Annotated in this window: 22 protein-coding genes and 1 other RNA gene; 21 read left to right on the forward strand and 2 right to left on the reverse strand. The window is 64.3% G+C overall.

Annotated features, from left to right (window positions below):
* Positions 1-84: 84 nt before the first annotated feature.
* Positions 85-720: a LysE family translocator gene (locus EO99_RS0111685; protein ID WP_051679814.1), complete on the reverse strand. Its 636-nt coding sequence runs from the start codon at positions 718-720 to the stop codon at positions 85-87.
* A 37-nt stretch (positions 721-757) separates the two neighbouring features.
* Entirely contained in the window at positions 758-1,969 is a 1,212-nt protein-coding gene (locus EO99_RS0111690; protein ID WP_029618824.1) for a pyrophosphate--fructose-6-phosphate 1-phosphotransferase, read from the reverse strand.
* Between the two features lie 415 nt (positions 1,970-2,384).
* Here EO99_RS0111690 and EO99_RS0111695 point away from each other — a divergent pair, with 415 nt between their 5' ends.
* The 21 genes from EO99_RS0111695 (at position 2,385) to ftsA (ending at position 25,323) form a co-directional block, all read left to right on the forward strand.
* A complete protein-coding gene (locus tag EO99_RS0111695; RefSeq protein WP_029618825.1) occupies positions 2,385-3,125 on the forward strand; it encodes a J domain-containing protein in 741 nt (246 codons plus the stop codon).
* Positions 3,122-3,889, forward strand: a complete 768-nt coding sequence (locus EO99_RS0111700; protein WP_029618826.1) for an N-acetylmuramoyl-L-alanine amidase — start codon at positions 3,122-3,124, stop codon at positions 3,887-3,889. Before EO99_RS0111695 ends, EO99_RS0111700 begins: the two co-directional genes overlap by 4 nt.
* A 236-nt stretch (positions 3,890-4,125) precedes the next feature.
* Entirely contained in the window at positions 4,126-4,671 is a 546-nt protein-coding gene (locus EO99_RS0111705; protein ID WP_029618827.1) for a lytic transglycosylase domain-containing protein, read from the forward strand.
* Positions 4,672-4,756: 85 nt separating this feature from the next.
* The gene (locus EO99_RS0111710) at positions 4,757-5,944 is read left to right on the forward strand and encodes an NAD(P)/FAD-dependent oxidoreductase (RefSeq protein WP_029618828.1); all 1,188 of its coding nucleotides are present in this window, start codon (positions 4,757-4,759) and stop codon (positions 5,942-5,944) included.
* Positions 5,945-5,953: 9 nt separating this feature from the next.
* The gene (locus EO99_RS0111715) at positions 5,954-7,144 is read left to right on the forward strand and encodes an FAD-dependent oxidoreductase (RefSeq protein ID WP_029618829.1); all 1,191 of its coding nucleotides are present in this window, start codon (positions 5,954-5,956) and stop codon (positions 7,142-7,144) included.
* A gap of 58 nt (positions 7,145-7,202) precedes the next feature.
* Positions 7,203-7,635, forward strand: an RNA gene (gene rnpB / locus EO99_RS26275) — RNase P RNA component class A.
* Between the two features lie 405 nt (positions 7,636-8,040).
* Entirely contained in the window at positions 8,041-8,487 is a 447-nt protein-coding gene (mraZ, locus tag EO99_RS0111720; RefSeq protein ID WP_029618830.1) for a division/cell wall cluster transcriptional repressor MraZ, read from the forward strand.
* A gap of 14 nt (positions 8,488-8,501) precedes the next feature.
* Complete coding sequence (rsmH, locus tag EO99_RS0111725) at positions 8,502-9,527, forward strand: 16S rRNA (cytosine(1402)-N(4))-methyltransferase RsmH (protein WP_029618831.1); 1,026 nt, start codon at positions 8,502-8,504, stop codon at positions 9,525-9,527.
* Positions 9,528-9,529: 2 nt separating this feature from the next.
* Positions 9,530-10,000, forward strand: a complete 471-nt coding sequence (ftsL, locus tag EO99_RS0111730; protein ID WP_029618832.1) for a cell division protein FtsL — start codon at positions 9,530-9,532, stop codon at positions 9,998-10,000.
* Positions 10,000-11,745, forward strand: coding sequence for a peptidoglycan D,D-transpeptidase FtsI family protein (locus tag EO99_RS0111735; RefSeq protein ID WP_029618833.1), 1,746 nt, complete (start codon positions 10,000-10,002; stop codon positions 11,743-11,745). Before ftsL ends, EO99_RS0111735 begins: the two co-directional genes overlap by 1 nt.
* Positions 11,746-11,809: 64 nt before the next feature.
* Positions 11,810-13,270: a UDP-N-acetylmuramoyl-L-alanyl-D-glutamate--2,6-diaminopimelate ligase gene (locus tag EO99_RS0111740; protein WP_029618834.1), complete on the forward strand. Its 1,461-nt coding sequence runs from the start codon at positions 11,810-11,812 to the stop codon at positions 13,268-13,270.
* The gene (locus EO99_RS0111745; protein WP_029618835.1) at positions 13,267-14,700 is read left to right on the forward strand and encodes a UDP-N-acetylmuramoylalanyl-D-glutamyl-2,6-diaminopimelate--D-alanyl-D-alanine ligase; all 1,434 of its coding nucleotides are present in this window, start codon (positions 13,267-13,269) and stop codon (positions 14,698-14,700) included. The genes EO99_RS0111740 and EO99_RS0111745 overlap by 4 nt, the downstream gene beginning before the upstream one ends.
* A gap of 24 nt (positions 14,701-14,724) precedes the next feature.
* Positions 14,725-15,828 carry a phospho-N-acetylmuramoyl-pentapeptide-transferase gene (mraY, locus tag EO99_RS0111750; RefSeq protein WP_029618836.1) on the forward strand — a complete coding sequence of 368 codons (1,104 nt, stop codon included), beginning with the start codon at positions 14,725-14,727 and terminating at the stop codon, positions 15,826-15,828.
* A gap of 4 nt (positions 15,829-15,832) precedes the next feature.
* The gene (gene murD / locus EO99_RS0111755; RefSeq protein WP_029618837.1) at positions 15,833-17,239 is read left to right on the forward strand and encodes a UDP-N-acetylmuramoyl-L-alanine--D-glutamate ligase; all 1,407 of its coding nucleotides are present in this window, start codon (positions 15,833-15,835) and stop codon (positions 17,237-17,239) included.
* A gap of 2 nt (positions 17,240-17,241) precedes the next feature.
* Entirely contained in the window at positions 17,242-18,396 is a 1,155-nt protein-coding gene (gene ftsW, locus EO99_RS0111760; protein WP_029618838.1) for a putative lipid II flippase FtsW, read from the forward strand.
* A 4-nt stretch (positions 18,397-18,400) separates the two neighbouring features.
* The gene (murG, locus tag EO99_RS0111765; RefSeq protein ID WP_029618839.1) at positions 18,401-19,525 is read left to right on the forward strand and encodes an undecaprenyldiphospho-muramoylpentapeptide beta-N-acetylglucosaminyltransferase; all 1,125 of its coding nucleotides are present in this window, start codon (positions 18,401-18,403) and stop codon (positions 19,523-19,525) included.
* Positions 19,522-20,931 (forward strand): UDP-N-acetylmuramate--L-alanine ligase, encoded by a 1,410-nt coding sequence (murC, locus tag EO99_RS0111770; RefSeq protein WP_029618840.1) that lies wholly within the window; start codon positions 19,522-19,524, stop codon positions 20,929-20,931. Before murG ends, murC begins: the two co-directional genes overlap by 4 nt.
* 2 nt (positions 20,932-20,933) lie before the next feature.
* Positions 20,934-21,908, forward strand: a complete 975-nt coding sequence (gene murB / locus EO99_RS0111775) for a UDP-N-acetylmuramate dehydrogenase (protein ID WP_029618841.1) — start codon at positions 20,934-20,936, stop codon at positions 21,906-21,908.
* 249 nt (positions 21,909-22,157) lie between these two features.
* Positions 22,158-23,084 (forward strand): D-alanine--D-alanine ligase, encoded by a 927-nt coding sequence (locus tag EO99_RS0111780; RefSeq protein WP_029618842.1) that lies wholly within the window; start codon positions 22,158-22,160, stop codon positions 23,082-23,084.
* Positions 23,072-23,998 carry a cell division protein FtsQ/DivIB gene (locus EO99_RS0111785; protein WP_029618843.1) on the forward strand — a complete coding sequence of 309 codons (927 nt, stop codon included), beginning with the start codon at positions 23,072-23,074 and terminating at the stop codon, positions 23,996-23,998. The genes EO99_RS0111780 and EO99_RS0111785 overlap by 13 nt, the downstream gene beginning before the upstream one ends.
* Positions 23,995-25,323, forward strand: coding sequence for a cell division protein FtsA (gene ftsA, locus EO99_RS0111790; protein ID WP_029618844.1), 1,329 nt, complete (start codon positions 23,995-23,997; stop codon positions 25,321-25,323). Before EO99_RS0111785 ends, ftsA begins: the two co-directional genes overlap by 4 nt.
* Positions 25,324-25,361 lie beyond the last annotated feature (38 nt).

Here is a 25,361-nt window from a genome sequence, read left to right on the forward strand (position 1 = left end):
TGTTTACGTGCTTGTCCCCAGCCGCCCAAACGCCATCGAACAGGAATCTCATTAACCCATTCCCTTGAAGGGAACAAGTCGCCCTCATGCGGCAATGCGCCGGAACCCGGCACTGACGGCGCGGCGGGCGATATATCTGGTCTGCATCTTGTGCGAGGCTGGATGACGCCGCGCGGGTCGACGGAGCCGGTTCAGGGTGCGTTGGGGGAAGAGGACATGCAGCGTGGCGCCGGCTGCCACCGCCAGCACGAAGGCCGCCTGCATCTCCAGGGCCAGAGCCGGCACAGCCATGACCGGGTCGAGGAACTGGGAAAGAAGGGCGGCGAGCACCACCAGATAGCGGCCCGTCCCGACACATTCCCGGAAGAAGTGGACGAAAATACCCAGAGGCCGCTGTTGCGGCAGATTGTCGTTGCTCGCGAGCGGCGCGCGGGCGGACGGCTCTTGGAACGACCAGAGAATGTAGAGGAGGAGATAGGCCAGGCCGAGCCACGAGAGCGGCTCGCGCAGGGCCGGCGCTGCCCAGACGAGCGCCGCCAGGGGAAGGGCGGCAATCGTCATGGCGGTGCCCATCCCCAGCGCGACGCCGGGGACTGTGACGAAGGCGCTGCGGCGGCCTCTCTGAACGGCGAACCGCGCAATCAGGCTGGCCACGGGGCTCGGAAGCAGCGTGATGAGGATGGCAGCAGCACAGAAGGCTACCCAGGTTTCGGCCGTCATCACGTCCTCCTCAGCATTGCGATTTCAGACGTCGGGATCAGGCGGCCTCGAAAGGCTGGCCAATGAAGTCCATAACGTCACCGAACCATTTTGCCGACAGATCGAAGTGTTTTCCACCCTTAATTCGCGGAAACTCGATTGTTCGCAAACGTCCGTCCTGGTCCTCGTCGTGCCCGGTGACGCCCGAGACGCGGTTGAGGGCACTCTCGACCGCCAGATCGACCATGCTCTGGATCAGTCGCAGGTCACCCGCATTGGCCGGCGCCGAGCGGGCGAAATAGCCCGATTTCTGCACCATGGACCGCTCCGAGTTGAGCCTGGCGGCGAAATGCTTCTGGAACCAGTTGCCGACATTGATGCTGTCGATCTTCACGTGGCCGAAGGCATCACGCTTGACGTCTTCGCCGGAGGCCTCGCGCTCGGCGACGATGGCGTCGAGGCAGGCGCCCTCGGACACGAAGAGCGTGACATAGCCGCGTTCGTCCATCACCTGGCGCAGGCGCTCCGCCTCCTTCTCGAAATCGAAGGCCATCTCCGGGAGATAGAGCCCGTCAATGTTCTTCATCGAGGTGTTCATCATCAGGCCCTCGACATACTCGTTGTGCTGGGTGCGCTGGATGTATTTGCGGGCGGTGGCGGCGGTAAGCCAGCCGCAGTGGCGGCCCATCACCTCATGGATGACGAGGCTGCGCGGGGCCGCACTCTGCTCGTTGCTGACGTGGTCAAAGAAATGCGCTCCGACCTCGGCGGCCGTCCAGGCGCCCAGCGACTGGCGAATCGGGACGATATCGTTGTCGACCGTTTTCGGCAGGCCGACCACGGTCAGGTCATAGCCGTTGGCGCCAAGGTAGGCGGCGAGATCCGCAGCGGTGGTGTTGGTATCGTCGCCGCCGATGGTGTGGAGAATGGTGATGCCATCCTCGGCCAGCCGGTCGGCTGCCACCTGAAGCGGGTTCTGCCCCTCCTTGACGAGGCCGCGCTTCACGCAGTCGGCCGTATTGGTCAGCTTGACGCGGCTGTTGCCGATCGGCGAGCCGCCGTAGCGATGGAGAAGATGCGCGCCTTCGCGGATATCCGGCGTGATCGCGATGTGGTCTGCCTTCAGCAGGCCCTGGTAGCCGGACCGGTAGGCGACCAGCTCGATCTCCGGAGCGATGTCCGTGTATCGCTCGATCAGTCCGCCGACAGCCGATGAAAGACAGGGGGCCAGTCCGCCCGCAGTCAGCATTGCCACTTTCTGTTTCGCCATCTCAGCCTCCTTGTGCGCCAGCCTGCGCCGGCTTCCGCCTTTCGGATCGTGAGCAATGGATGGAGCACGCAGCTGCAGCTGTAAAGGAAATTTCCCAAGGAAATCGGGTGTTTCGACGAGATTGATCCACTTCCGGCAGGAGGTGGGCGATCTAATCGGTTCAAAGTGAAGGGGCTGGAGATCCGGCTGTGGAAAACTGCCGTAGGACAATTGCAAGAACCTGAGCGGAGCTTTTGGGGCCAGCCGGAACCCGGCGGACGGAACCGAATTCGAAGCGAGAGTGAAATCTGTCGGCTTCGGAACTGCTGGAAGATCTGACAGTTGGGTTCGTTGTTCGGAAAGGATGAACAGAGTTTAATCTTTTCCGGGACGTTCGACTTATTGCATCCAACCCGATTATCTGGTCATCTGCGGCATGATTTTTGATTTTTCCTGCTTCCAAATATCCTCCCTGTGGGACAGGCTGATCGGCGCCATCGGCGACGCCGCTGGCGGTGCGCTCGGCCGGGTGGTCGAAGCGATCCGCACCCTCTTCGAGGGCGATCCCGAAATGCGCCGCCAGGTGTCGTTCTCGGTGGCCATCATTGCGCTTTCGGCGAAGATGGCCAAGGCCGATGGACTGGTGACGGAAAAGGAAGTGGATGCCTTCCGGCAGATCTTCGACTTCCCGCTGGAGGAAGCGCAGAACGTGGCGCGGCTCTACAACCTCGCGCGGCAGGACATTGCAGGCTATGAGGCCTATGCGACCCGATTGTCGGGGCTTTGTGGCAGCGGCGATGACAATTGCCCGATGCTCGAGAACGTCATCGACGGGCTCTTCCATATCGCCAAGGCCGACGGCCTGATCCACGAGAAGGAACTGGCGTTCCTGGCGCGCATCGCCGAGATCTTCAAGATCGACGAAGAGCATTTCCGCCGCATCCTGGCCCGCCACGTCCATATCGAGGGGAGGGACCCCTATCTCGTTCTCGGCGTTTCGCCGGACGACGAGTTCGCCGCGATTCGCAAGACCTATCGCCGGCTCGTGTCGGAGCATCATCCGGACCGGTTGATCGCCCGCGGCGTGCCTCCCGCCTTGCATGCCGCCGCCAACGAACGCATGGCAGCGCTCAATGCGGCCTATGCCGCAATCGAGAAAGAGCGCCGCGCGGCATGAGCGAATTCGCCGCCGATTTTCCCGGCGCAGTGGTCAGACCCTCACCCAATCACGGGCTTCGCGCCGATCAGCGCAGCCCGGACATGCTCATCCTGCACTACACGGGCATGCCGGATCACGAGCAGGCCCTGTCCTGGCTCTGCAATCCCGACAGCCAGGTGTCCAGCCACTACTTCGTCCATGAAGACGGGCGCGTCCTGCAACTGGTGCCGGAGAGCGCGCGCGCCTGGCATGCGGGCAAGAGCTGCTGGGGTGGCGAGAGCGACATCAACTCCAGCTCGATCGGAATCGAGATCGCCAACGCCGGGCACCCGGACGGGCTGCCGCCATTTCCAGCGGCGCAGATCGAAGCGGTCGTCAGATTGTGTCGCGATTGCGGCTCACGCTGGAATATTGCCCCCGAAAGGGTGCTGGGGCACTCGGATATTGCCCCCATCCGCAAGATCGATCCGGGTGAAAATTTCCCATGGTCGGCGCTGCACTCGGGAGGCGTCGGACACTGGGTCGAACCGGCGCCGATCACCAGCGGCCGTTTCTTCCAGCGAGGCGAGACGGGGCAACCCATCGAGGCCCTTCAGTCGATGCTGTCGATCTATGGTTACGACATTGAGATCACAGGGTATTTCTGCGACAGGACCAGGGGCGTCATCGAGGCGTTCCAGCGCCATTTCCGCCCGCAGCGGGTCGACGGGATCGCCGATATTTCGACGATCGATACGCTGCATCGGCTGATCGTCTCGCTCCCGAAATACAACCCGTCCTAATGCGCCAACCGGGTTTCGGTTCCCCGCCGCCGGGACAAAAAATCACCGGCGCCACATCATTTCCGCATTACGCCGTTTAAAACCCAATCCATCGACGTGGCCGACACCGAAGGACGGGGGCCGCAAACATCAATGAATCGTGGGTCTTACCCACTGCCGCAGCGTCTTTTGGGCGCGGTGCGCAGCGGCTGGCGCTTGCCCAGACGAGACCTTGCAATCGGAGAGCTTCCCCGAAAATGAAAAATGCAATTGTTGCCGCTGCGGCATGTTTCTCCATGCTCATCGCTGTTCCCCAGGCTTCGTTCGCCGGCGAGGAAAAGGTGAAGACGAAGACCGTCGCGCTGCAATCGAAAGTCAGCAAGTCCGGTTACGCTTCGGCCAAGAGCCCCTTGTCCGCTGCCATGGAATCCGCCAATCCCTATTCGAAGATCATCACCAAGTTTGCCAAGGCCTACGGTGTGCCGGTCGATCTTGCCCATGCCGTCGTGAAGGTGGAGAGCAATTTCAATCCCAAGGCGCGCGGTCAGGCTGGCGAGGTCGGTCTGATGCAGATCAAGCCGGCGACGGCGCGGATGATGGGCTACAAGGGCAGCGTCAAGAGCCTCTACAATCCGGAAACCAACATCGAATTCGGCATGAAGTACCTGGCGGCGGCGCATGAGCTGGGCGGCGGAGAAACCTGCGGCACCATCCTCAAGTACAATGCCGGCCACGGCGCCAAGCGCATGAACCCGATCTCCAAGCGCTACTGCGGCAAGGTTCTGGCGCTGCTCCAGTCCTGATCCTGCCGTGCTGCTTTGCCACTGGCGCTCGAGGCCCGGGAGCGGCTAAAACCCTTCCGGATCAATTCGACCGGCAGGGGCAGGCGTGGCAGAAAGCTTCAGGTATATCGTCATCGGTGGCGGCATGTTCGGTGCCGCCGCCGCCCGTCATCTCTCCAAGTCCACCGAAGGCGTTGCCCTGATCGGACCGGCGGAGCCCTTAGACTACCAGTCGCATGACGGGGTGTTCGCAAGCCACTACGACGAGGCCCGCATCACCCGCCGTTTCGATGCCGACGCCCTCTGGGCCAGTTTTGCCTCCCGCTCCCTCGACCGCTACCGCCAGATCGAGGACGAAAGCGGGATCGGCTTCTACAGCGAGGTGGGTTGCCTGTTCGTCGGCCCGCAGCCGCGCTCGGAGGCCGACTATCTCCATCGTGCCTCTGCCGTGGCGCTGTCGATGGCGTTTCCGGTCGAGACATTGCCTCCCACGCAACTCGCCAAACGTTTCCCGCAATTCGACTTTCCGTCCCATGTGACCGGCTACCACGAGGAGACGAAGGCCGGTCATATCAATCCCCGCGCGCTCGTTCGGGCCCAGACGCTGCTGGCGACGCGCGGCGGCGTCCGCCACATCGCGCAGATGGTGACGTCCGTCCGTGACGAGGGTGACCGCGTCCGGGTCGAGACCGGGGGCGGGGACTATCTGGCCGAGCGCGTCTTGGTCGCCGCCGGCGCCTTCAGCAACTTCCAGACCCTTCTGCCGCGCGCGCTCGCCCTGCGGGCAGCCCCGCGCACCGTGGTGTTCTTCGAGCTCGGCGAGGCGGAGATGGCGACGTTTTCCACCATGCCCTCGACGATCGTGTTCACGGACCGGGAGGAGGATCACGTCTACATCCTGCCGCCCGTCCGCTACCCCGACGGCAAGGTCTATCTCAAGCTCGGCGGCGACATCGAGGCCGGAGGTTTCGACAGGCTGGAGGACGCCCAGGCCTGGTTCCGGACGTCCGGCGATGCGGCAGAGCGGCAGCGCCTGATCGACATCGCCCTGCAGCTGATGCCGGGTCTTGCCGGATGCCCGACATCATCGGCGGCCTGCGTCGCGAGCTTCACGCCGACCGCGCGCCCCTATGCGGGATATACCGAATCTTCCCGGATTGCGGTTCTCGCCGGCGGAAATTTCGTGGCTGCCAAATCGTCGGACGAAATCGGGCGGCTGGGGTCGCTCCTGCTGCTCCAGGGCGGTCTGGGCGAAGACGATTTCGGGCACCAGATGGCGCCGGTCTTTCAGTGAGGCATGGGAATGGCAAAACACTTCAAGTATCTGATCGTCGGTGCAGGCATGATGGGGGCGGCGGCCGCCCGGCATCTGTCGCAGTGGACGGATGGCGTGGCGCTCCTGGGGCCGGCCGAGCCGACAGACCCGAAGACCCATGAGGGCGTCTTCGGCAGCCATTACGACGAAGCGCGAATCACCCGCACGATCGATCCCGATCCGGTCTGGGCCCGTCTCGCGCACCGGTCGATCGCCCGATATCCGGAGATCGCGGCGGACAGCGGCGTGGATTTCTACTCAGAGGCCGGTTGCCTCCTCGTCGGGCCGAAGCGCGCTGGCGGCCCGTCCTACGTCGGAGACGTGCTGGATGCAGCCGACCGCCTCGGCGTGCAGCCCGAGGTGCTGGATGGCTCCGCACTGGACACGAAGTTCTCCTGCTTCGCCTTTCCGCAGGGCAGCGAAGGTGTCTGGGAAGCGACGAATGCCGGCCACATCAACCCGCGCCGGCTGGTGAAGGCGCAGATCGTGCTGGCCGAGCGCCAGGGCTGTGCGCTCCTGCGCGAGACGGCAGCCTCGGTGCGCGACGACGGCAGCAGGGCCGTGGTGACGACCGCGGAGGGCCAAGTCTATTCTGCCGACCGGGTGCTGGTTGCCGCCGGCGGCTTCTCGATCAACGAGGCGCTGCTGCCGCGGCGGCTTGCCCTCGATGTCTTCGCCCGCACCATTGCCTTCTACGAGGTGGACGAAAGCGCCATGCAGGTCTGGGGCAGGGTGCCGTCGCTGATCTGGAAGTGGAACGAGGAGGAGGACGGCATCTATCTCCTGCCGCCGGTCCGTTACACCGATGGCAAGCTTTACCTGAAGATCGGCGGCGATCCAGACGATGTGCGGCTGGAGCGCGAGGCCGACATCCGCGCCTGGTTCCGCTCCGGCGGCCGCGAGAGCACCCACCGGCACCTGACGAGCGTGATGAGCCGGCTGATGCCGGAGCTCGACCTGTCGCGGACGCACATGGCGGCCTGCGTCACCTCGTTCACTCCGACCGGCTATCCGGCCATCTCGATGTCCGACTCAGACAGGATCGGCGTGCTGTCGGGTGGCTGCGGTGCGGCCGCCAAGAGTTCCGACGAGATCGGCCGACTCGGGGCGGAGCTCATCTTTCACGGCGCCTTTCAGGACGATGCCTATTCTGCGGACGTTGAGGCGCGCTTCGTCTGAGGCCTGCGCGTCCATTTCCGCTGGCGTTTGTCGATCAACTCGACTATCTCACCGCTTGCCAGTTGGCCGGGCAGCCGCGCTTTACCAATGCCGAAAGGCGGTAGGGTGAGGAAAGTCCGGGCTCCACGGAAACACGGTGCCGGATAACGTCCGGCGGGGGCGACCCCAGGGAAAGTGCCACAGAAAGGAAACCGCCCCGCCTGCTGTTTCGCTCCTTCAGGGAGCGCAAGAGCTGGCGGGGTAAGGGTGAAAGGGTGGGGTAAGAGCCCACCGCGCTCTTGGTGACAGGAGCGGCATGGTAAACCCCACCGGGAGCAAGACCGAATAGGGATGACGCGGGGTGCTTTACGCACCTACAGCCTGTTTCTGGGCCAGTCATCCGGGTGGGTTGCGCGAGGCGGTGCGCAAGCATCGTCCCAGATGAATGGCTGCCGCGTCCCGGTGTTCGCACCGGGGCCTTACAGAACCCGGCTTACAGGCCAACTGGCTCCACAATTTGCATGGCTCAACGCCTCCGGACGAACAAGGTCCGGGGGCGTTGGCGCATGTAAGTACATACAAAAATTCTCATCTTTTCAGTGGGTTGATAGTGTGCAGGATGCGGCTTAGCGGTAGCTGTCGAACCTCTTTCTCGGCGACCTCCACTAACCCTTTGTTAAACTTAACAGCTCATAAATAAACGCTGTTGCGGCCTTGCTGCGGGGCCTCTTCCCATTGACGCCCATATGGTCCCATGTTATCCCAGATGCACACTGTTGAGGGGCAAATGAGTGCCCGCCAATCACCAAGTTTCAGTCGCTCAGCCGAGCGGATTCTCATCCGTCTGGTCGGCGAAGCCGTGTCTGGTTCAGTCGTGTGTCAGGGGGCGATTTACGCCCTGAGGAGCAGCGGGACGGATGTCTGGCGTAGTCAACCGCTTCCTGTCGAATGCAACCAATCGGATCGATGCGAAGGGGCGTGTTTCGGTGCCTGCGAGCTTTCGTTCCGTTTTGGCCGACAGAGGGGTCCAGGAGCTTTATTGTCTTCAGGATTTCATCTATCCGGCGATCAGCGTCGGCGGACCGGATCTGCTCGATCGTTACGAGCGGCAGATCGCAACCGTCGATCCGTTTTCGCCGGAAGCAAACAGGATGTCGCTGCTGGTTCATGGCGGCGGGGTCTATATGAGGCTCGATGCGGAAGGCCGTCTGATGGTCACGGATTTCATCCGGGACTTCACGGGCATCGATACGGAGGTCACCTTCGTCGGGCGCTCGGATCATTTTCAGCTATGGCGGCCGCAGGCGTTTCACGAGGCGCAGGCGGCGGCAAGGGAGGGGCGCTTCGGACATCGCCCCACTTAGGACGGGGGATTGGAATGGCGGCGAATCTTGGCAGCGGACATCCCGAGGCCGAAGGCGGACCGGTTCGCCACATTCCGGTTCTTCTGTCGGAGGTGCTGACGGCACTCGACGCGAAGCCGGGGCAGGTCGTTCTGGACGGCACCTTCGGCGCCGGCGGGTATACGGCAGCGATTCTCGATGCCGGAGCTTCGGTGATCGCGCTTGATCGCGATCCGACGGCAATTGCCGGAGGTCAGGCGCTGGTCGAGGCCAGCGGAGGCCGGCTTACCCTCATTCAGACCCAGTTTTCCCGTCTCGACGAGCATGCGCCGGCCGAAGGGCTCGATGCCGTGGTTCTCGATATCGGGGTCTCTTCCATGCAGATCGACGAGGCGGAGCGAGGGTTCTCGTTCCAGCGCAACGGGCCGCTCGACATGCGCATGTCCGGAGACGGCGTCTCGGCGGCGGATGTCGTCAACCGGGCCAAGGTCGGCGACCTCATCCGGATCTTCGGCTTCCTTGGCGAGGAAAAGCATCCCGGACGAATCGCACGGGCGATCGAGAAGCGCCGGCTCACCGAACCCTTCACGACGACGCGCGATCTGGCCAACCTCATCGAGAGCGTCAATCCCCGCAAGGCCAAGGACAAGATCCATCCGGCGACCCGCGTATTCCAGGCGCTGCGCATCTTCGTCAACGACGAGCTCGGCGAACTGGCGCAGGCGCTGTTTGCGGCCGAACGGGCGCTGAAGCCGGGCGGACGCCTGCTGGTCGTCACCTTCCATTCGCTCGAAGACCGGATCGTCAAGAAGTACTTCGCCGACCGCTCCGGCAAGGCTTCCGGATCTCGGCACATGCCGATGGTGGAAGTGAAGCCCGCGATCTTCGAGCCGATCGGAAAGGGCATGGTGGCCGCCACGGAGGCGGAAGCCGAACTCAATCCGCGGGCGCGCTCGGCCAAGCTGCGGACAGGTCTGCGCACCGATGCCGCCTCGCGCCCCGACGACCTTTCCATCTTCGACCTTCCCGATCTCGCCACTCTTGCCAAGCTGGGAGCCTAAGCATGCTCAGAAGCTTCGATCTCGTGCTCATCGGTGTCATGACCGCCGCCGCGGTGGTCACCTACACCATCAAGCACCATGCCGACGACAAGCTGCAGGAGGTCCGCCGCCTGGAGACCGAGATCCGGCTGGAGCGCGATACGATCGACCTTCTGAAGGCAGACTGGGCTCTGCTGACCCAGCCCAACCGGCTTGACCGGCTGATCGATGTCTACCAGTCGGAACTGCAGCTCGTGCCGACGGCGCCGACGCAGCTGGCGATGCCGATGGAACTGCCGATGCCGCGTTCGCAGCTGCCGATGCCCGAAACCACGATCGAAGACCTCATCGCCAGTGCCGGCGGGGATGTGGCCGCGGCCATCAAGGGTGTCGACGAGGCGCGCAATGCGGCGCCTGTCTCCGATATCCCCGTGCCGCTCCCGCGTGGCGGCTATCCTGTCGACGTCATCTCAACCGGATCGGTGAACCGCTAATGTCCTTCCTTTCGCGCATCATGGTGTTGAAAAGCCGGGCTCACCTTTCCGCCGGCACGCGCGGCAGTCGGGGCGTTCGCAGCGATCTCTTCGAGGGCGCTGGCAAGCGCAAGGCGGCGCAAGCACGCAATCGCGTCGGGTTGCTGATGCTCGGCTTCGCCGCCTTCTATTGTGTCATCGGCGGACGGCTCGTCCAGTACGGCATGGCGCAGCCGGAGATCACCTCGAGCATCATGCCGGCCGACCGGCTTCTGGCATCCCGCCCGGATCTCCTCGATCGCAACGGAGAGGTCCTGGCGACCGACATCCGCACCGTGTCGCTCTACGCGGAGCCGCACAAGATCGTCGACGCCAGCGAGGTGATCGAGAAGCTTGCCACCGTGCTTCCCGACATTGACGCCAAGAGCGTCTACGGCCGTCTTGCCTCGAAATCGCATTTCCAGTGGCTGCGCCGCCAGCTGACGCCCAAGCAGCAGAGCCAGATCCTGTCGCTCGGCATTCCCGGCATCGGCTTCCGGCCGGAGAAGCGGCGCTTCTATCCCGGCGGTGCGACGGCCGCGCATATCGTCGGCCATGTGAACATCGACAACCGCGGCGTGGCCGGCATGGAGCGCTACGTCGACGGGCAGGGTCTGGCCGATCTCGCCGCCGTCGGGATGACCTCCGACCAGTCGCTCGAACCCGTTCGCCTGTCGATCGACCTCCGGGTCCAGTCGATCGTGCGCGAGGTCCTCTATTCCGCCATGGACAAGTTCAAGGCGATCGGCGCCGGTGCCGTCGTGCTCGACGTGCATACGGGCGAAGTCCTCGGCATGGCCTCGGCGCCGGACTATGATCCGAACAATCCGGCGGCCGGTGCCGAGGAAGGCTGGCTCAACCGGATGTCGAACGGCACCTTCGAGATGGGCTCGACCTTCAAGTCGTTCACCATCGCGATGGCGCTCGATTCCGGCAAGGTCAACATGAACGACAGCTTCGATGCGCGCTACCCGATCCGCATCGGCGGCTTCACCATCAAGGATTTCCACGGCAAGGGCCGCATGCTGACGGTTCCGGAGGTGTTCCAGTATTCCTCCAACATCGCCACGGCGAAAATGGCCGATGTTGTCGGCATCGAGGGCCACAAGGATTTCCTGACCAAGCTCGGCCTGCTCTCCAAGATGCAGACGGAGCTGCCGGAGGTCGCCCAGCCGAGCCAGCCGCGCGAATGGAAGAAGATCAATTCGATCACCATCTCCTTCGGCCACGGCGTCGCCACGACGCCGTTGCAGACGGCGGTCGCCGGCGCGGCGCTTATCAACGGCGGCAAGCTGATCGAGCCGACCTTCCTGCCGCGGACCCGTGACGAAGCGGATCAGGTCGCGCAGCAGGTGCTGCAGCCGACCACCAGCGATTCCATGCGCTACCTGTTTCACTGGAACGGCGTGAAGGGCTCGGGCAAGAACGCCCGCGTCGAAGGCTTCAATGTCGGCGGCAAGACAGGCACGGCCGACAAGGTCGTCAACGGACGCTACGTCAACGACAAGAACTTCAACGCCTTCCTCGCGGCTTTCCCGATCGATGATCCGCAGTACGTGGTTCTGACCTTCATCGACGAGCCGAAGACCGACAAGGGCAATGGTGCAGCGCTTGCCGGCAATTCCGCGGCGCCGATGGCCCATGACATCATCAGCCGCTCCGCCGCCATTCTCGGTGTGAAGCCGAAGTTTGGCGATGACGGGTCTGCCCTGCTCGTGTCTTATTGAACGACAACTAATCGAGCGGACGATTCGTGGGATGTGATATCCGCTCGGAAATGAAAGTGCGCCGATGAAACTGCGAGAGCTTGCGGGAAGCGACTTCCCGGAGATCAACGACATCCTGACCGGTCCGACGGGCGACCTCGAGATTGCGGCGCTGACCTCCGACAGCCGCAAGGCAAGGCCGGGAGCGCTGTTCGTGGCTGTGGCGGGCACCAAGGCCAATGGTGCCGGCTTCATCGCCGACGCGGTCGCGCACGGCGCAGTTGCGGCCGTGGCGGAAAGCCCTGTCGAGGCCGACATTCCGGTCCTCGTCGTCGCCAACGCACGCCGATTCCTGGCGCTTGCGGCAGCACGGCTCTCCGGAGCGCAGCCAGCGACCATGGTGGCTGTCACGGGCACGGCCGGCAAGACTTCTGTTGCCTCCTTCACCCGACAGATCTGGGCGCATGCCGGACTGGCGGCCGCACAGATCGGCACGACCGGCGTCGTCTCGCCGTCCCGGAATGAATACGGCTCACTGACGACTCCCGATCCCGTGGCGCTGCATGCGCTGCTGGCCGAGCTCGCCGCGGAAGGCGTGACGCATGCCGCGGTGGAAGCTTCGAGCCACGGCCTTGACCAGTCCCGCCTCGACGGCGTCCGCCTTGCCGCTGCCGGCTTCACCAATCTCGGCCGCGACCACATGGACTACCACCCGACCGTCGAGAGCTACATGGCAGCCAAGATGCGGCTCTTCGATACGCTGCTGCCGAAAGGGGCGCCGGCGATCATTTTCGCGGACGACGAATGGTCTGCGGAGGCGATCCGGGTGGCCCGCGCCAGCGGCCTCGACGTCAGGACCGTCGGCCGCCGCGGCGATTACCTCAGCCTCAAGCGGGTCGAGCATTTCCGTCACAAGCAGACGGCCGAAATCCATGTCGACGGTGCGATCTTCGAGGTCGACATTCCGCTCGCCGGCGATTTCCAGGTGGCCAACGCCCTGGTCGCCGCCGGTCTGGCGATGGCGACCGGAACACCGGCGGCCACGGCAATGGCGGCGCTCGAGAAACTGAAGGGAGCATCCGGCCGGCTCGAACTCGTCGGGCAGACGAAGGGTGGTGCGCTGGCCTATGTCGATTACGCCCACAAGCCCGATGCGCTGGAGAATGTCCTGACCTCCGTGCGGCCCTTCACGACGGGGCGGGTCATCGTCGTCTTCGGATGCGGTGGCGACCGCGACAAGGGCAAGCGTCCGATCATGGGCGAGGTGGCGACACGGCTTGCCGATGTCGTCATCGTCACCGACGACAATCCGCGGTCGGAAGTCCCGGAGGTGGTGCGCTCGGAAATCATGGCGGCGGCGCCCGGCGCGGTCGAAATCGGCGATCGTGCCGCTGCCATCCGCCATGCGGTTGGAATCCTGGCCTCGGGCGATACTTTGATTGTCGCAGGCAAGGGGCATGAAGAAGGACAGACGATCGGAGACAGGGTTTTGCCCTTCTCCGATCATGCGGAAGTCCGAAAGGCATTGGAGGAGATGGGATCTTGAGCTGGCTCTGGACGACCGAGACGATGGTTTCCGTGATGGAGGGGCGCCCGGTGGGGACGCCGCCGGAGGGTATCACCGGCATCTCGATCGACAGCCGTTCGATTTCGCCCGGCGAGGCCTTCTTTGCCATCAAGGGCGACCGCGTCGACGGCCACGACTTTGCCAGCATCGCGGTCGCCAATGGCGCCTCCCTCATCATCGTCAGCGAGGCGAAGCTGCCGGCGATGGGTCGGCTCACCGTGCCGATGATCGTCGTCGACGACGTTCTGGCGGCCCTCGGCCGTCTTGCCGCCGCGGCGCGCCAGCGCAGCAGGGCGAAGATCGTCGCCGTCACCGGATCGGTCGGCAAGACGACGACGAAGGAGATGCTGCGCCATGTGCTGGCGCCCTCCGGTCGCGTGCATGCCGCCGTCGCATCCTTCAACAATCACTGGGGCGTGCCGCTGACGCTTGCCAGGATGCCTGCCGATACGGAGTTCGGCGTCTTCGAGATCGGCATGAACCATGCCGGCGAGATCCGTCCGCTGGTGAAGCTGGTGCGCCCGCATGTGGCGATCATCACCACCATCGCGGCAGCCCATCTCGGTCACTTCAAGGGGATCGAGGAAATTGCGGCCGCCAAGGCGGAAATCTTCGAGGGGCTCGAGCCAGGCGGCGCTGTCATCCTCAACCGCGACAACAAGCAGTTCGATTATCTGGAAAAACGGGCCCAGGAGACGGGTGTCGAGCGGATCTACAGCTTCGGTCAGCATGCCAAGGCGGATTTCCGTCTGGCCGATTTCGAGGGCGACAGCCGGAGTTCGACGATCTGGGCGACACTGAACGGCGAAACCGTCGAAGTGCACATCGGCTCGCCCGGCCGTCACATCGCCGAGAATGCCATGGCGGCACTGGGCGCCTGTCTTCTCGTGGAAGCCGATCTTTCCAAGGCGATCTCGGCGCTGCCGGATCTTCGTCCGGTCAAGGGGCGCGGCGAGCAGCACCGGCTGGGGATCGGAGAGGGTACCCTGACGCTGATCGACGAGAGCTATAACGCAAACCCGGCCTCGGTGCGGGCGGCAATCGCCCTGCTCGCGGCATCCGAACCGCAGGCTTCGGGCCGGCGGATCGCCGTCCTGGGCGACATGCTGGAAATGGGCGAATTCTCGTCGAAGGTGCATGAGGAACTGGCGGGACCCATTCTTGCGGCCGGGATCGAGCATGTCTGGCTGGCAGGGCCGGAGATGGCGGCGCTGCGCGATGCGCTGCCCGACAGCGTGCACGTCGAATATCATCCCGATACCGAATCGCTGGTTTCCTATGCCGTCAGCGCGGTGACGCCGGGCGACGTGGTGATGGTGAAATCGTCCCTCGGCCTCGGCTTCGGCAAGATCGTCGCGGCCCTTATTGACAATTACCCGGCAGTTTCCGACAGGGAGCGCCAACTGTAATACGGCTTCTAGAAAGGGCCATTGATGCTCATATGGCTTGTGGAACTGGCGGACACGTTTCAATTCTTCAATCTCTTCCGGTACATCACGTTCCGCACCGGCGCAGCTCTGTTCACCTCCGCACTGATCGTCTTCCTGTTCGGGCCACGGATCATCGCGTCGCTGCGCGTCCGGCAGGGCAGAGGGCAGCCGATTCGCGCCGATGGCCCGCAGACGCACTTCAAGAAGGCCGGCACGCCGACCATGGGCGGCCTGATGATCCTCGCCGGCATCGTCGGCGGCTCGCTGCTGTGGGCCGATCTCTCGAACGTCTATGTCGTGGCGACGCTGCTGGTGACGCTCGGCTTCGGCGCCATCGGCTTCTATGACGACTACCTGAAGGTCACCAAACAGACCGACAAGGGGTTTTCCGGCAAGGCGCGACTCGGCATCGAATTCCTGATCGCCGCCATCGCCGTCTTCTTCATGATGCGGATCGCGCTCGCCACCGGGCAGCCGTCCAACCCGACGCTCGGCTCGTCCATTGCCTTCCCGTTCTTCAAGGATCTCTTCCTCGATCTCGGAATCTTCTTCGTCTTCTTCGGCGCTTTCGTAATCGTCGGGGCGGGCAATGCGGTCAACCTGACGGATGGCCTCGATGGGCTTGCCATCGTGCCGGTGATGATCGCCGCCGCCTCCTTCGGCGTGATCGCCTATCTGGCCGGCAACGGCGTCTTCGCCAATTACCTGCAGATCAACTTCGTGCCCGGCACCGGCGAACTGGCGGTGATCCTTGGCGCCGTCATCGGCGCCGGTCTCGGATTCCTCTGGTTCAACGCGCCGCCGGCGGCCATCTTCATGGGCGATACCGGATCGCTCGCGCTCGGTGGCCTGATCGGCTCGGTCGCCGTGGCAACCAAGCACGAGATCGTCATGATCATCATCGGCGGTCTCTTCGTGATGGAGACGCTGTCGGTGATCATCCAGGTGGGCTTCTTCAAGATGACCGGCCGGCGCGTCTTCCTGATGGCGCCGATCCACCATCACTTCGAGAAACTGGGCTGGACCGAAAGCCAGGTGGTGATCCGCTTCTGGATCATCGCCGTCGGCCTCGCGCTGCTCGGCCTCTCCACCCTGAAGCTGCGGTGAGCCGATGATCCCGGTCACCACATTCGCCGGCAGAAAGGTCGCCCTCTTCGGTCTCGGCGGCTCGGGCCTTGCGACCGCGCAGGCGCTGGTGGCGGGCGGGGCGGAGGTGACCGCCTGGGACGACAACCCCGACAGTGTCGCAAGGGCGGCGCAGGCGGGCATCCCGACCGGCGACCTGCGGGGGCTCGACTGGTCGGCGCAGGCGGCCCTCGTGCTGTCGCCCGGCGTGCCGCTGACGCATCCGAAGCCGCACTGGAGCGTCGATCTGGCGCGCACGGCGGGCGTCGAGATCATCGGCGACGTCGAGCTCTTCGTACGCGAGCGCCGCGTCCATGCGCCCGATTGCCCCTTCATCGCGATCACCGGCACCAACGGCAAATCCACCACGACGGCGCTGATCGCTCATATCCTGAAGGCCAGCGGTCGTGACACGCAGCTCGGCGGCAATATCGGCACCGCGATCCTGACGCTCGATCCGCCGAAGGCGGAGCGCTATTTTGTGGTGGAGTGCTCCTCCTACCAGATCGATCTGGCGCCCACACTCGACCCGACGGCCGGCATCCTCCTCAATCTGACCCCCGACCATCTCGATCGTCACGGCACGATGCAGCATTATGCCGAGATCAAGGAACGGCTGGTGGCCGGCAGCCGCACGGCGATCGTCGGCGTTGACGACAGCTTTTGCGCGCTGATCGCCGACCGCATTGAGCGGGCCGGTGTCCCGGTGCGCCGCATCTCGAAGCGGAGCGTCGTCGCGGACGGCGTCTATGCCGAGGGCAGCCGGATCTTTCAGACCGATGGCGGCACCAGCGCGGACTTCGTCGATCTCGACGGCATCGATACGCTGAAGGGCAGCCACAACGCCCAGAACGCCGCAGCGGCCATTGCCGCCTGCCGGGCGGTCGGCGTCAGCGCTGACGACATCCGTGCGGGATTGCGCTCCTTCCCGGGCCTCAAGCATCGCATGCAGCCGGTCGGTCGTTGCGGACGCGTCGTTTTCGTCAATGATTCGAAGGCGACCAATGCGGATGCCGCAGCCCCTGCGCTGTCCAGCTACAAGCGCATCTACTGGATTGCCGGCGGTCTGCCGAAGGAGGGTGGCATCGCAAGCCTCGCACCACTCTTTCCGCATATAATGAAAGCCTATCTGATCGGAGAGGCAGCTCCAGGCTTTGCTGCATCGCTGGGTGAGGCCGTTGCCTACGAGATATCGGGCACTCTGGAGCAGGCGGTTGCTCATGCCAGCGCCGACGCGGCAGCGGACGGGCAGGATGCGGCCGTTCTGCTGTCTCCCGCCTGCGCAAGCTTTGATCAGTACAAGAACTTCGAGGTTCGCGGAGACGCCTTCGTGAGCCATGTCGCTACACTCGACGGCGTCACCATGCTGGTCGAGACGAAGAAGGGGAACTGACGATGGTAAGCCGCGCAGATCGTGGACCGCTGGCGGACTGGTTCTGGACGATCGACCGCTTTTTCCTGGCCGCCTTCATCCTGCTGATGGGCGTCGGCTTCATGCTGTCGTTTGCCGCATCGCCGCCGGTCGCGGAGCGCCTCGGTCTCGACAGCTTCCACTTCGTCAAGCGGCATGCCGTCTTCATCGTGCCGTCGCTGGCGGTGATGATCGGGCTCTCCTTCCTGACGCCGCGGCAGGTGCGGCGGGCGGCGGTCATCCTGCTCGGCATCTCTCTCCTGCTGATGGTCATCGCGCTCTTCTTCGGTGTCGAAGTGAAGGGCTCGCGCCGCTGGGTCTCGATCGCCAGCTTCTCGCTGCAGCCTTCCGAGTTCATGAAGCCCGCCTTCGTCGTCGTCTGTGCCTGGCTGTTTGCCGAACATGCCCGCCAGCCGGAGATCCCCGGCAATCTGTTTGCCATCATCCTGTTCGGCATCGTTGCGGCGCTTCTCGTGGCGCAGCCGGACCTTGGCCAGACCATCCTGACTTCCGTCGTCTGGGGCGGCATGTTCTTCATGGCCGGCATGCCCTGGCTGTGGATCATGGTGCTTGGCATGCTGGGCGCCGGCGGCTTCCTGACCGCCTACTACATGCTGCCGCACGTCGCCGGCCGTATCGACCGATTCCTCACCGGCGAAGGCGACACCTTCCAGGTGGACACGGCGCGCGACGCGATCATCCGCGGCGACTGGTTCGGCCAGGGTCCGGGCGAGGGCATCGTCAAGCGGATCATCCCCGACAGCCACACCGACTTCATCTTCTCCGTGGCGGCCGAGGAGTTCGGCATCCTGTTCTGCATGCTGCTGGTGGCGATCTTCGCCTTCATCGTCCTGCGCGGCCTCAGCCATGCCTTCAAGGAGCGCAACGACTTCAACCGGTTTGCGGTTGCCGGCCTGGTGCTCCAGCTCGGCATCCAGTCGATGATCAATGTCGGCGTCAACCTCGAGCTGATGCCCGCCAAGGGCATGACGCTGCCGCTGATCTCCTATGGCGGCTCGTCGATGATCGCCGTCTGCGTCACCGCTGGCTTCATCCTGGCGCTCACCCGCCACCGGCCGGAGAAGCGGGCTCAGGAACGGAGCCTGTTCCGGGTCACCTCCGCCGTGCCGGCGGAGTAGGGGCATGAGCAAGGGCATCATCCTCCTGGCCGCCGGCGGGACCGGCGGTCACCTGTTTCCGGCAGAGGCGCTGGGCCACGAGCTGAAGGCCCGCGGCTACAGCGTGCATCTCGTGACGGACAGTCGCGCCGAACGCTTCGCCGGCAGTTTTCCCGCGGACGAGGTGCATGTCGTCGCTTCCGCCACCTTCGGCTCCAAGAACCCGATCGCGCTTCTGCGCAGCGGCTGGAAGATGTGGAGCGGGCTGCGCGCCGCCCGCCGGCTCATCGGTCGGCTGAAGCCTGCTGCCGTCATCGGCTTCGGAGGCTATCCCACCGTGCCGCCGCTTCTGGCGGCAACCTCGATGGGCGTCCCCTCGCTGATCCACGAACAGAACGCCGTCATGGGCCGTGCCAACAAGGCACTCGCGTCGCGGGTCAAGGCGATTGCCGGCGGTTTTCTTCCGGAAAGCAGCGGCACTTACGCGGCGAAGACTGTGATCACCGGAAACCCTGTTCGTCCCGCCGTCCTGGCGGCTGCGGAGACGATCTATAGGCCGTCGGCCGCGGCGCAGGAGTTCCGGCTTCTGGTGTTCGGCGGTAGCCAAGGTGCGCAGTTCTTCTCGAAGGCCATTCCGGCCGCCATCGGCCTGCTCGATCCGGCGCAGCGGGCCCGTCTGAACGTGACGCAGCAGGCGCGCGCGGACGATGCCGACGCGGTGGCCGAGGCCTACCGGGCGCTCGACATCCCGGCGGCGGTGTCGCCCTTCTTTGCCGACATGGCCGAGCGGCTCGCGGATGCGCATCTCGTCATCTGCCGGTCAGGCGCCTCGACGGTGTCGGAGATCGCGGTGATCGGGCGCCCTGCCATTCTCGTCCCCTATCCCTACGCCCTCGATCACGACCAGGCGGCAAATGCCGCGGCGCTGGTTGCCAAGGGCGGCGCGGCCGTCGTGGCGCAGGCGGATCTTTCGCCGGAACGGTTGGCAGAACTGATCACGGCCGCCATGGCCGAGCCCGAGCGGCTGGAAAAGATGGCCACGGCGGCGAAGCAGGCCGGGCGTGCGGACGCAGCAGCCTTGCTCGCAGACCTGGTTGTGGCTATCTCGGCGCATCAATCGGTACAGGAATTCAAAGGAGAGCATCCATGAAGATGCCGAAGGCCATCGGGCTTGTTCATTTCATCGGCATCGGCGGGATCGGCATGAGCGGTATCGCCGAGGTCCTGCACAACCTCGGCCACCGGGTGCAGGGTTCCGACCAGGCGGATGGCGCCAACGTCCAGCGGCTGCGCGAGAAGGGTATTCCCGTCTTCGTCGGGCACAAGGCCGAGAACCTGGGCGACGCCGAGGTGGTGGTGGTGTCCACCGCGATCAAGAAGGACAATCCCGAGCTGGTTGCCGCCCGCGAGAAATCACTGCCGATCGTGCGGCGTGCGGAAATGCTGGCCGAACTGATGCGCTTTCGCAATGCCATCGCCATCGGCGGCACGCACGGCAAGACGACCACGACCTCGATGGTCGCCACGCTTCTGGATGCCGGCGGCCTGGATCCGACCGTCATCAACGGCGGCATCATCAATGCCTATGGCACCAATGCCCGCATGGGCGAGGGCGAATGGATGGTGGTGGAGGCCGACGAATCGGACGGCACCTTCCTGAAGCTCCCGGCCGATGTGGCCGTCGTCACCAATATCGATCCGGAACACCTTGACCATTACGGCAGCTTCGACGCTGTTCGCGCGGCCTTCCGCCAGTTCGTCGAGAACGTGCCGTTCTACGGCTTCGGCGTGCTCTGCATCGACCACCCGGAAGTGCAGGCGCTGGTCGGCCGCATCGAGGATCGCAAGATCGTCACCTACGGCGAAAACCCGCAGGCCGATGCGCGTTTCTCCAACGTCCGCATAGAAGGCACGAAGGCGATCTTCGACGTCGAGATCCGCCGGCGCCGGACCGGCCGCGTCTTCCAGCTCAAGGATCTGGCGCTGCCGATGCCGGGACGCCACAACATCTCGAACGCCACGGCCGCGATTGCCGTCGCCAACCGCCTGGGCATTTCCGAAGATGACATCCGCAAGGGACTGGCTGCCTTCGGCGGCGTCAAGCGGCGCTTCACGCTGACCGGCACCTGGAACGGCGTCTCCATCTTCGATGACTACGGCCACCATCCGGTGGAGATCAAGGCCGTGCTGCGGGCGGCACGCGAGTCCTGCTCCGGTCGCATCATCGCGGTCCATCAGCCGCACCGCTTTTCGCGGCTGTCGAGCCTCTTCAACGATTTCGCGACCTGCTTCAACGATGCCGACAGCATCTTTCTTGCCCCGGTCTATGCCGCAGGCGAGGAGCCGATCGAGGGCATCACCTCCGAGGCCCTCGTGGCGCAGATCCGGGCCGGAGGCCATCGCGACGCGCGCTACATCAGCGGACCCGCCGAGCTGGCGCCGATCATTTCCGGCATTGCGAAGCCCGGCGATTTTGTGGTTCTTCTGGGGGCTGGCAATATCACCCAGTGGGCAGCAGTCTTGCCCGAGGAATTGGAAAGCGTTTCGGGACAGTAGGCATGAAACAGGTGAATGGGGAAAAACTGCTGGCGTCGCTCGGGGAGGGCGTCAAGGATGTGCGGGGCCGGTTGACGCCGGATGCGCCGATGGACCGCGTCACCTGGTTCCAGGCCGGCGGTCTGGCCGAGCTGATGTTCCAGCCGCATGACGTCGACGACCTGGTCACCTTCCTCAAGATCCTGCCGGAAGAGGTGCCGCTGACGGTGGTCGGCGTCGGGTCCAATCTCCTGGTGCGCGACGGCGGCATTCCGGGCGTCGTGCTGCGGCTTTCGGCCAAGGGCTTCGGCCAGGTCGATCTCGTCGGCGAAAACCGGATCAAGGCCGGCGCCATCTGCCCGGACAAGCATGTCGCGGCCATGGCGATGGACAACGGCATCGGCGGCTTTGCCTTCTACTACGGCATTCCCGGGTCGATCGGCGGCGCCCTGCGCATGAACGCCGGCGCCAACGGCACCGAAACGGCGGACCGCGTCGTCGAGGTGCATGCGGTGGACCGGAGCGGCAACAGACACGTGCTGAGCAAGGCCGACATGGGCTACAGCTACCGCCACTCCAGCGCGCCCGCCGGGCTGATCTTCACCCACGGCATCTTTGAAGGCTATGCCGACGAGCGGGCGAAGATCCGCCAGGAAATGGATGCCGTGCGCCAGCATCGCGAGACGGTGCAGCCGGTCAAGGAAAAGACCGGCGGCTCGACGTTCAAAAACCCGGAAGGTCATTCGGCCTGGAAGCTCATCGACGAGGCCGGTTGCCGCGGACTGGTCTGCGGCGGGGCCCAGATGTCGTCGCTGCACTGCAATTTCATGATCAACACCGGCCATGCCGGGGGCTACGACCTGGAGTATCTCGGCGAGATGGTGCGCCAGCGAGTCTTTGAACATTCGGGAATCAGGCTCGAATGGGAGATCAAGCGCCTCGGAATCTTCATGCCGGGCCGCGAGGTTAAGCCTTACCAGGGCGTCGCGTCGGAATAACAGGTCCAGTTCCTTAAAAGGCCGTCATCCCAAAGGGTTGGCGGCCTTTTTTATTGTCTTGATTCCGGTCAAAGTCGCTGCCCGGAAGGACTGATTTTTCAACGACTTCGGGTTTCGGTTAACGAAAGTAAACGGTTCATTAACCATATGCCGCCAATATGGGTCCTGCGTCGGGTGATCCGGTTTGGTCCGGTCAGCCTGGCGCAAGTGAAGTGTGGAATGGATGCGTTCTTTTTCCGGAGGTCGTCGATGAGTGACAAGCATGTGGCTGTTCTAATGGGGGGATTCTCCTCCGAGCGGCCCGTAAGCTTGGCTTCCGGAAGGCCCTGCGCCGATGCTCTCGAGGCTGAAGGGTATCGGGTAACGCGCGTCGACGTTGATCGCAATGTCGCATCCGTCCTGTCCGAGCTTCGGCCGGATGTCGCCTTCAATGCCCTGCACGGCCCCTTCGGCGAAGACGGCACCATCCAGGGTATCCTCGAATATCTCGAAATTCCCTATACGCATTCGGGCGTCCTTGCCTCTGCGCTGTCGATGGACAAGGGGCAGGCCAAGCATGTTGCCGCGGCAGCCGGCATTCCGGTCGCCGAAGCGCGCGTCATGAACCGTTTCGACTTTACCTCGGAGCATCCGATCGAGCCGCCCTATGTGGTGAAGCCGGTGCGGGAAGGGTCGTCCTTCGGCGTCGTGATCGTCCGGGAAGGGCAGTCGCATCCGCCGCAGATCCTCACCTCGCCGGATTGGCGCTATGGCGATCTGGTCATGGTGGAGCGCTACATCCACGGTCGCGAGCTGACCTGCGGCGTCATGGGCGACGTGGCGCTCGGTGTCACCGAGGTGGTGCCGACCGGCAACGCCTTCTACGACTATGACGCGAAATACTCGGACGGTGGGTCGAAACACGTCATTCCGGCGCAAATTTCACCAGATGTTTACCAAAACATTCAATCCTACGCACTTAAGGCGCATCAGGCGATGGGCTGCCGCGGCGTGAGTCGATCCGATTTCCGCTACGACGACCGCTTCTCCGAAAACGGCGAGATCATCTGGCTGGAGGTCAATACCCAGCCGGGAATGACCCCGACCTCCCTGGTGCCCGAAATGGCAGCTCATGCCGGTTATTCGTTCGGTGAGCTTGTTCGTTGGATGGTGGAGGACGCATCGTGTTTGCGTTGAACGGCAAAATGTCCGGCAGGTCGTCCCATGAGGGAACTGTATCCCATGCCGAAGATCGCCGCGTCCTGCCGCGGCCCCTTCGCCGTATCGTTCGCTTCACCGTCAGCCTGGCGAGCGGCCGCATTCATATCCCGCGCCATGTCGGTACGGCCTCGACCTTCGTCTTCCTCGGCGTTGTCGGCCTCTACGGCATGTCCGTCGGTGGTCACACGGAAGTCGTTGCGCAGTCCGTGACGGCCTCGGCCGGCTTTGCCATCGAGGACGTCCGCGTCTCCGGCAACGACCAGACCTCCGAGATCGACATTCTCCAGCTCCTCGGCCTCGATGGCACGACCTCGCTCGTCGCTCTCGACATCGAGGCTGCCCGCAAGAAGCTCGCCGAGCTTCCCTGGGTCGAATACGCGGAAGTCCGCAAGGTCTATCCGAAGACGATCGAAGTCATGCTCAAGGAGCGCCAGGCGTTCGGCATCTGGCAGCACGGCACGGAACTGTCGCTGATCGAGCGCGACGGCAAGGTCATCGCGCCGCTGCGTGACAGCAAGTTCGCCACGCTGCCGCTCTTCGTCGGTCGCGATGCCGAGACGGCCGCTTCCGCATTCGAGCAGGAGCTCGCCGGCTGGCCGGAACTGAAGAGGCGGGTGCGCGCCTACGTCCGCGTTGCCGGACGCCGGTGGGATCTGCATCTCGACAATGGCGTCGTCCTGAAGCTTCCCGAGCGCAACATCCACAAGGCGCTGGCCGTGCTCTCGCGTCTGGAAGCCGAGCAGGGGATCCTGGAGCGCGATGTCGCAGCCGTCGACCTTCGCCTCGACGACCGTACCGCCGTGCAGCTGAGCGATGGCGCCTTCGAGCGCCGCAAGGAAGCTCTCGACGCCCGTACCAAGGCCCTCAAGAAGGCGGGGGCGCAGTCATGAGCCTGTTCGGTTCCTCGCATTTCCTGCCGCGCATCAAGCCGCTGTCCTCCAAGCGCAGCCACGTCGTGTCCGTCCTCGACATCGGCTCGACCAAGGTCGTGTGCATGATCGGTCGCCTGACGCCGCGCGCCGAGAGCCTGGTCCTGCCGGGGCGCACCCACAACATCGAGGTCATCGGCATCGGCCATCAGCGGTCGCGCGGCGTGAAGTCCGGCGTCATCGCCGATCTCGATGCGGCCGAAAGCGTCGTGCGGCTGGCGGTGGACGCCGCCGAGCGCATGGCCGGTCTCACGGTCGACAGCCTCATCATCAACATTTCGTCCGGCCGCCTTGCGAGCGACGTCTACACGGCGAGCATCGACCTCGGTGGCCAGGAGGTCGAAGGCGACGACCTGCGCAAGGTGCTGATCTCTGCCAGCCAGCAGTCGCAGCGTCAGGATCGCGCCATCCTGCATTCCCTCGCCACCGGCTATTCGCTGGACGGCGAGCGCGGCATCCGCGATCCGCTCGGCATGTTCGGCGACGTTCTGGGCGTCGACATGCACGTGGTGACCTCCGAGCGGGCGACGCTGCGCAACCTCGAACTCTGCGTCAACCGGGCGCATCTGTCGGTCGAGGGCATGGTTGCAACCCCTTATGCCAGCGGCCTGTCGGCGCTTGTCGACGACGAGGTCGAACTCGGCTGCGCGGCCATCGACATGGGCGGCGGCACGACGACGATCTCGGTCTTTGCCGAAGGCAAGCTGGTGCACACCGATGCCATCGGTCTTGGCGGTCATCACGTGACCACCGATCTGGCCCGCGGCCTCTCCACCCGCATCGACGATGCCGAGCGCCTGAAGGTGGTGCATGGGTCGGCGCTGTCGAACGGCGGCGACGATCGCGATCTGATCTCGATCCCGCCGATCGGCGAGGACGACCGCGACCAGCCCACCCAGGTGCCGCGTGCGCTGGTGACGCGCATCGTGCGGGCTCGCATCGAAGAAACGCTGGAACTGATCCGCGACCGCATCCAGGCATCGGGTTTCAGCCCGGTCGTCGGCAAGCGGATCGTGCTTACCGGCGGCGCCAGCCAGCTGACCGGCCTGCCGGAAACGGCGCGGCGGATTCTCGCCCGCAACGTGCGGATCGGACGCCCGATGGGCGTCTCGGGACTGCCGGTTGCGGCCAAGGGACCGGCTTTCTCGACTGCGGTCGGGCTGATGATCTATCCGCAGGTTGCGGACATGGAAACGCATGCGTCGCAGGGTGGCCTGATCGCCTCCCTCGGCAATGGCAACGGCAGACTGTCCCGCATGGGCCAGTGGCTGAAGGAAAGTTTTTGACCAACCGCCCACAAGGGCGGCGTCTGAAGAAGTTGTAA

It is taken from the genome of Pseudorhizobium marinum (genome assembly GCF_000705355.1).
GTDB lineage: Bacteria > Pseudomonadota > Alphaproteobacteria > Rhizobiales > Rhizobiaceae > Neorhizobium > Neorhizobium pelagicum.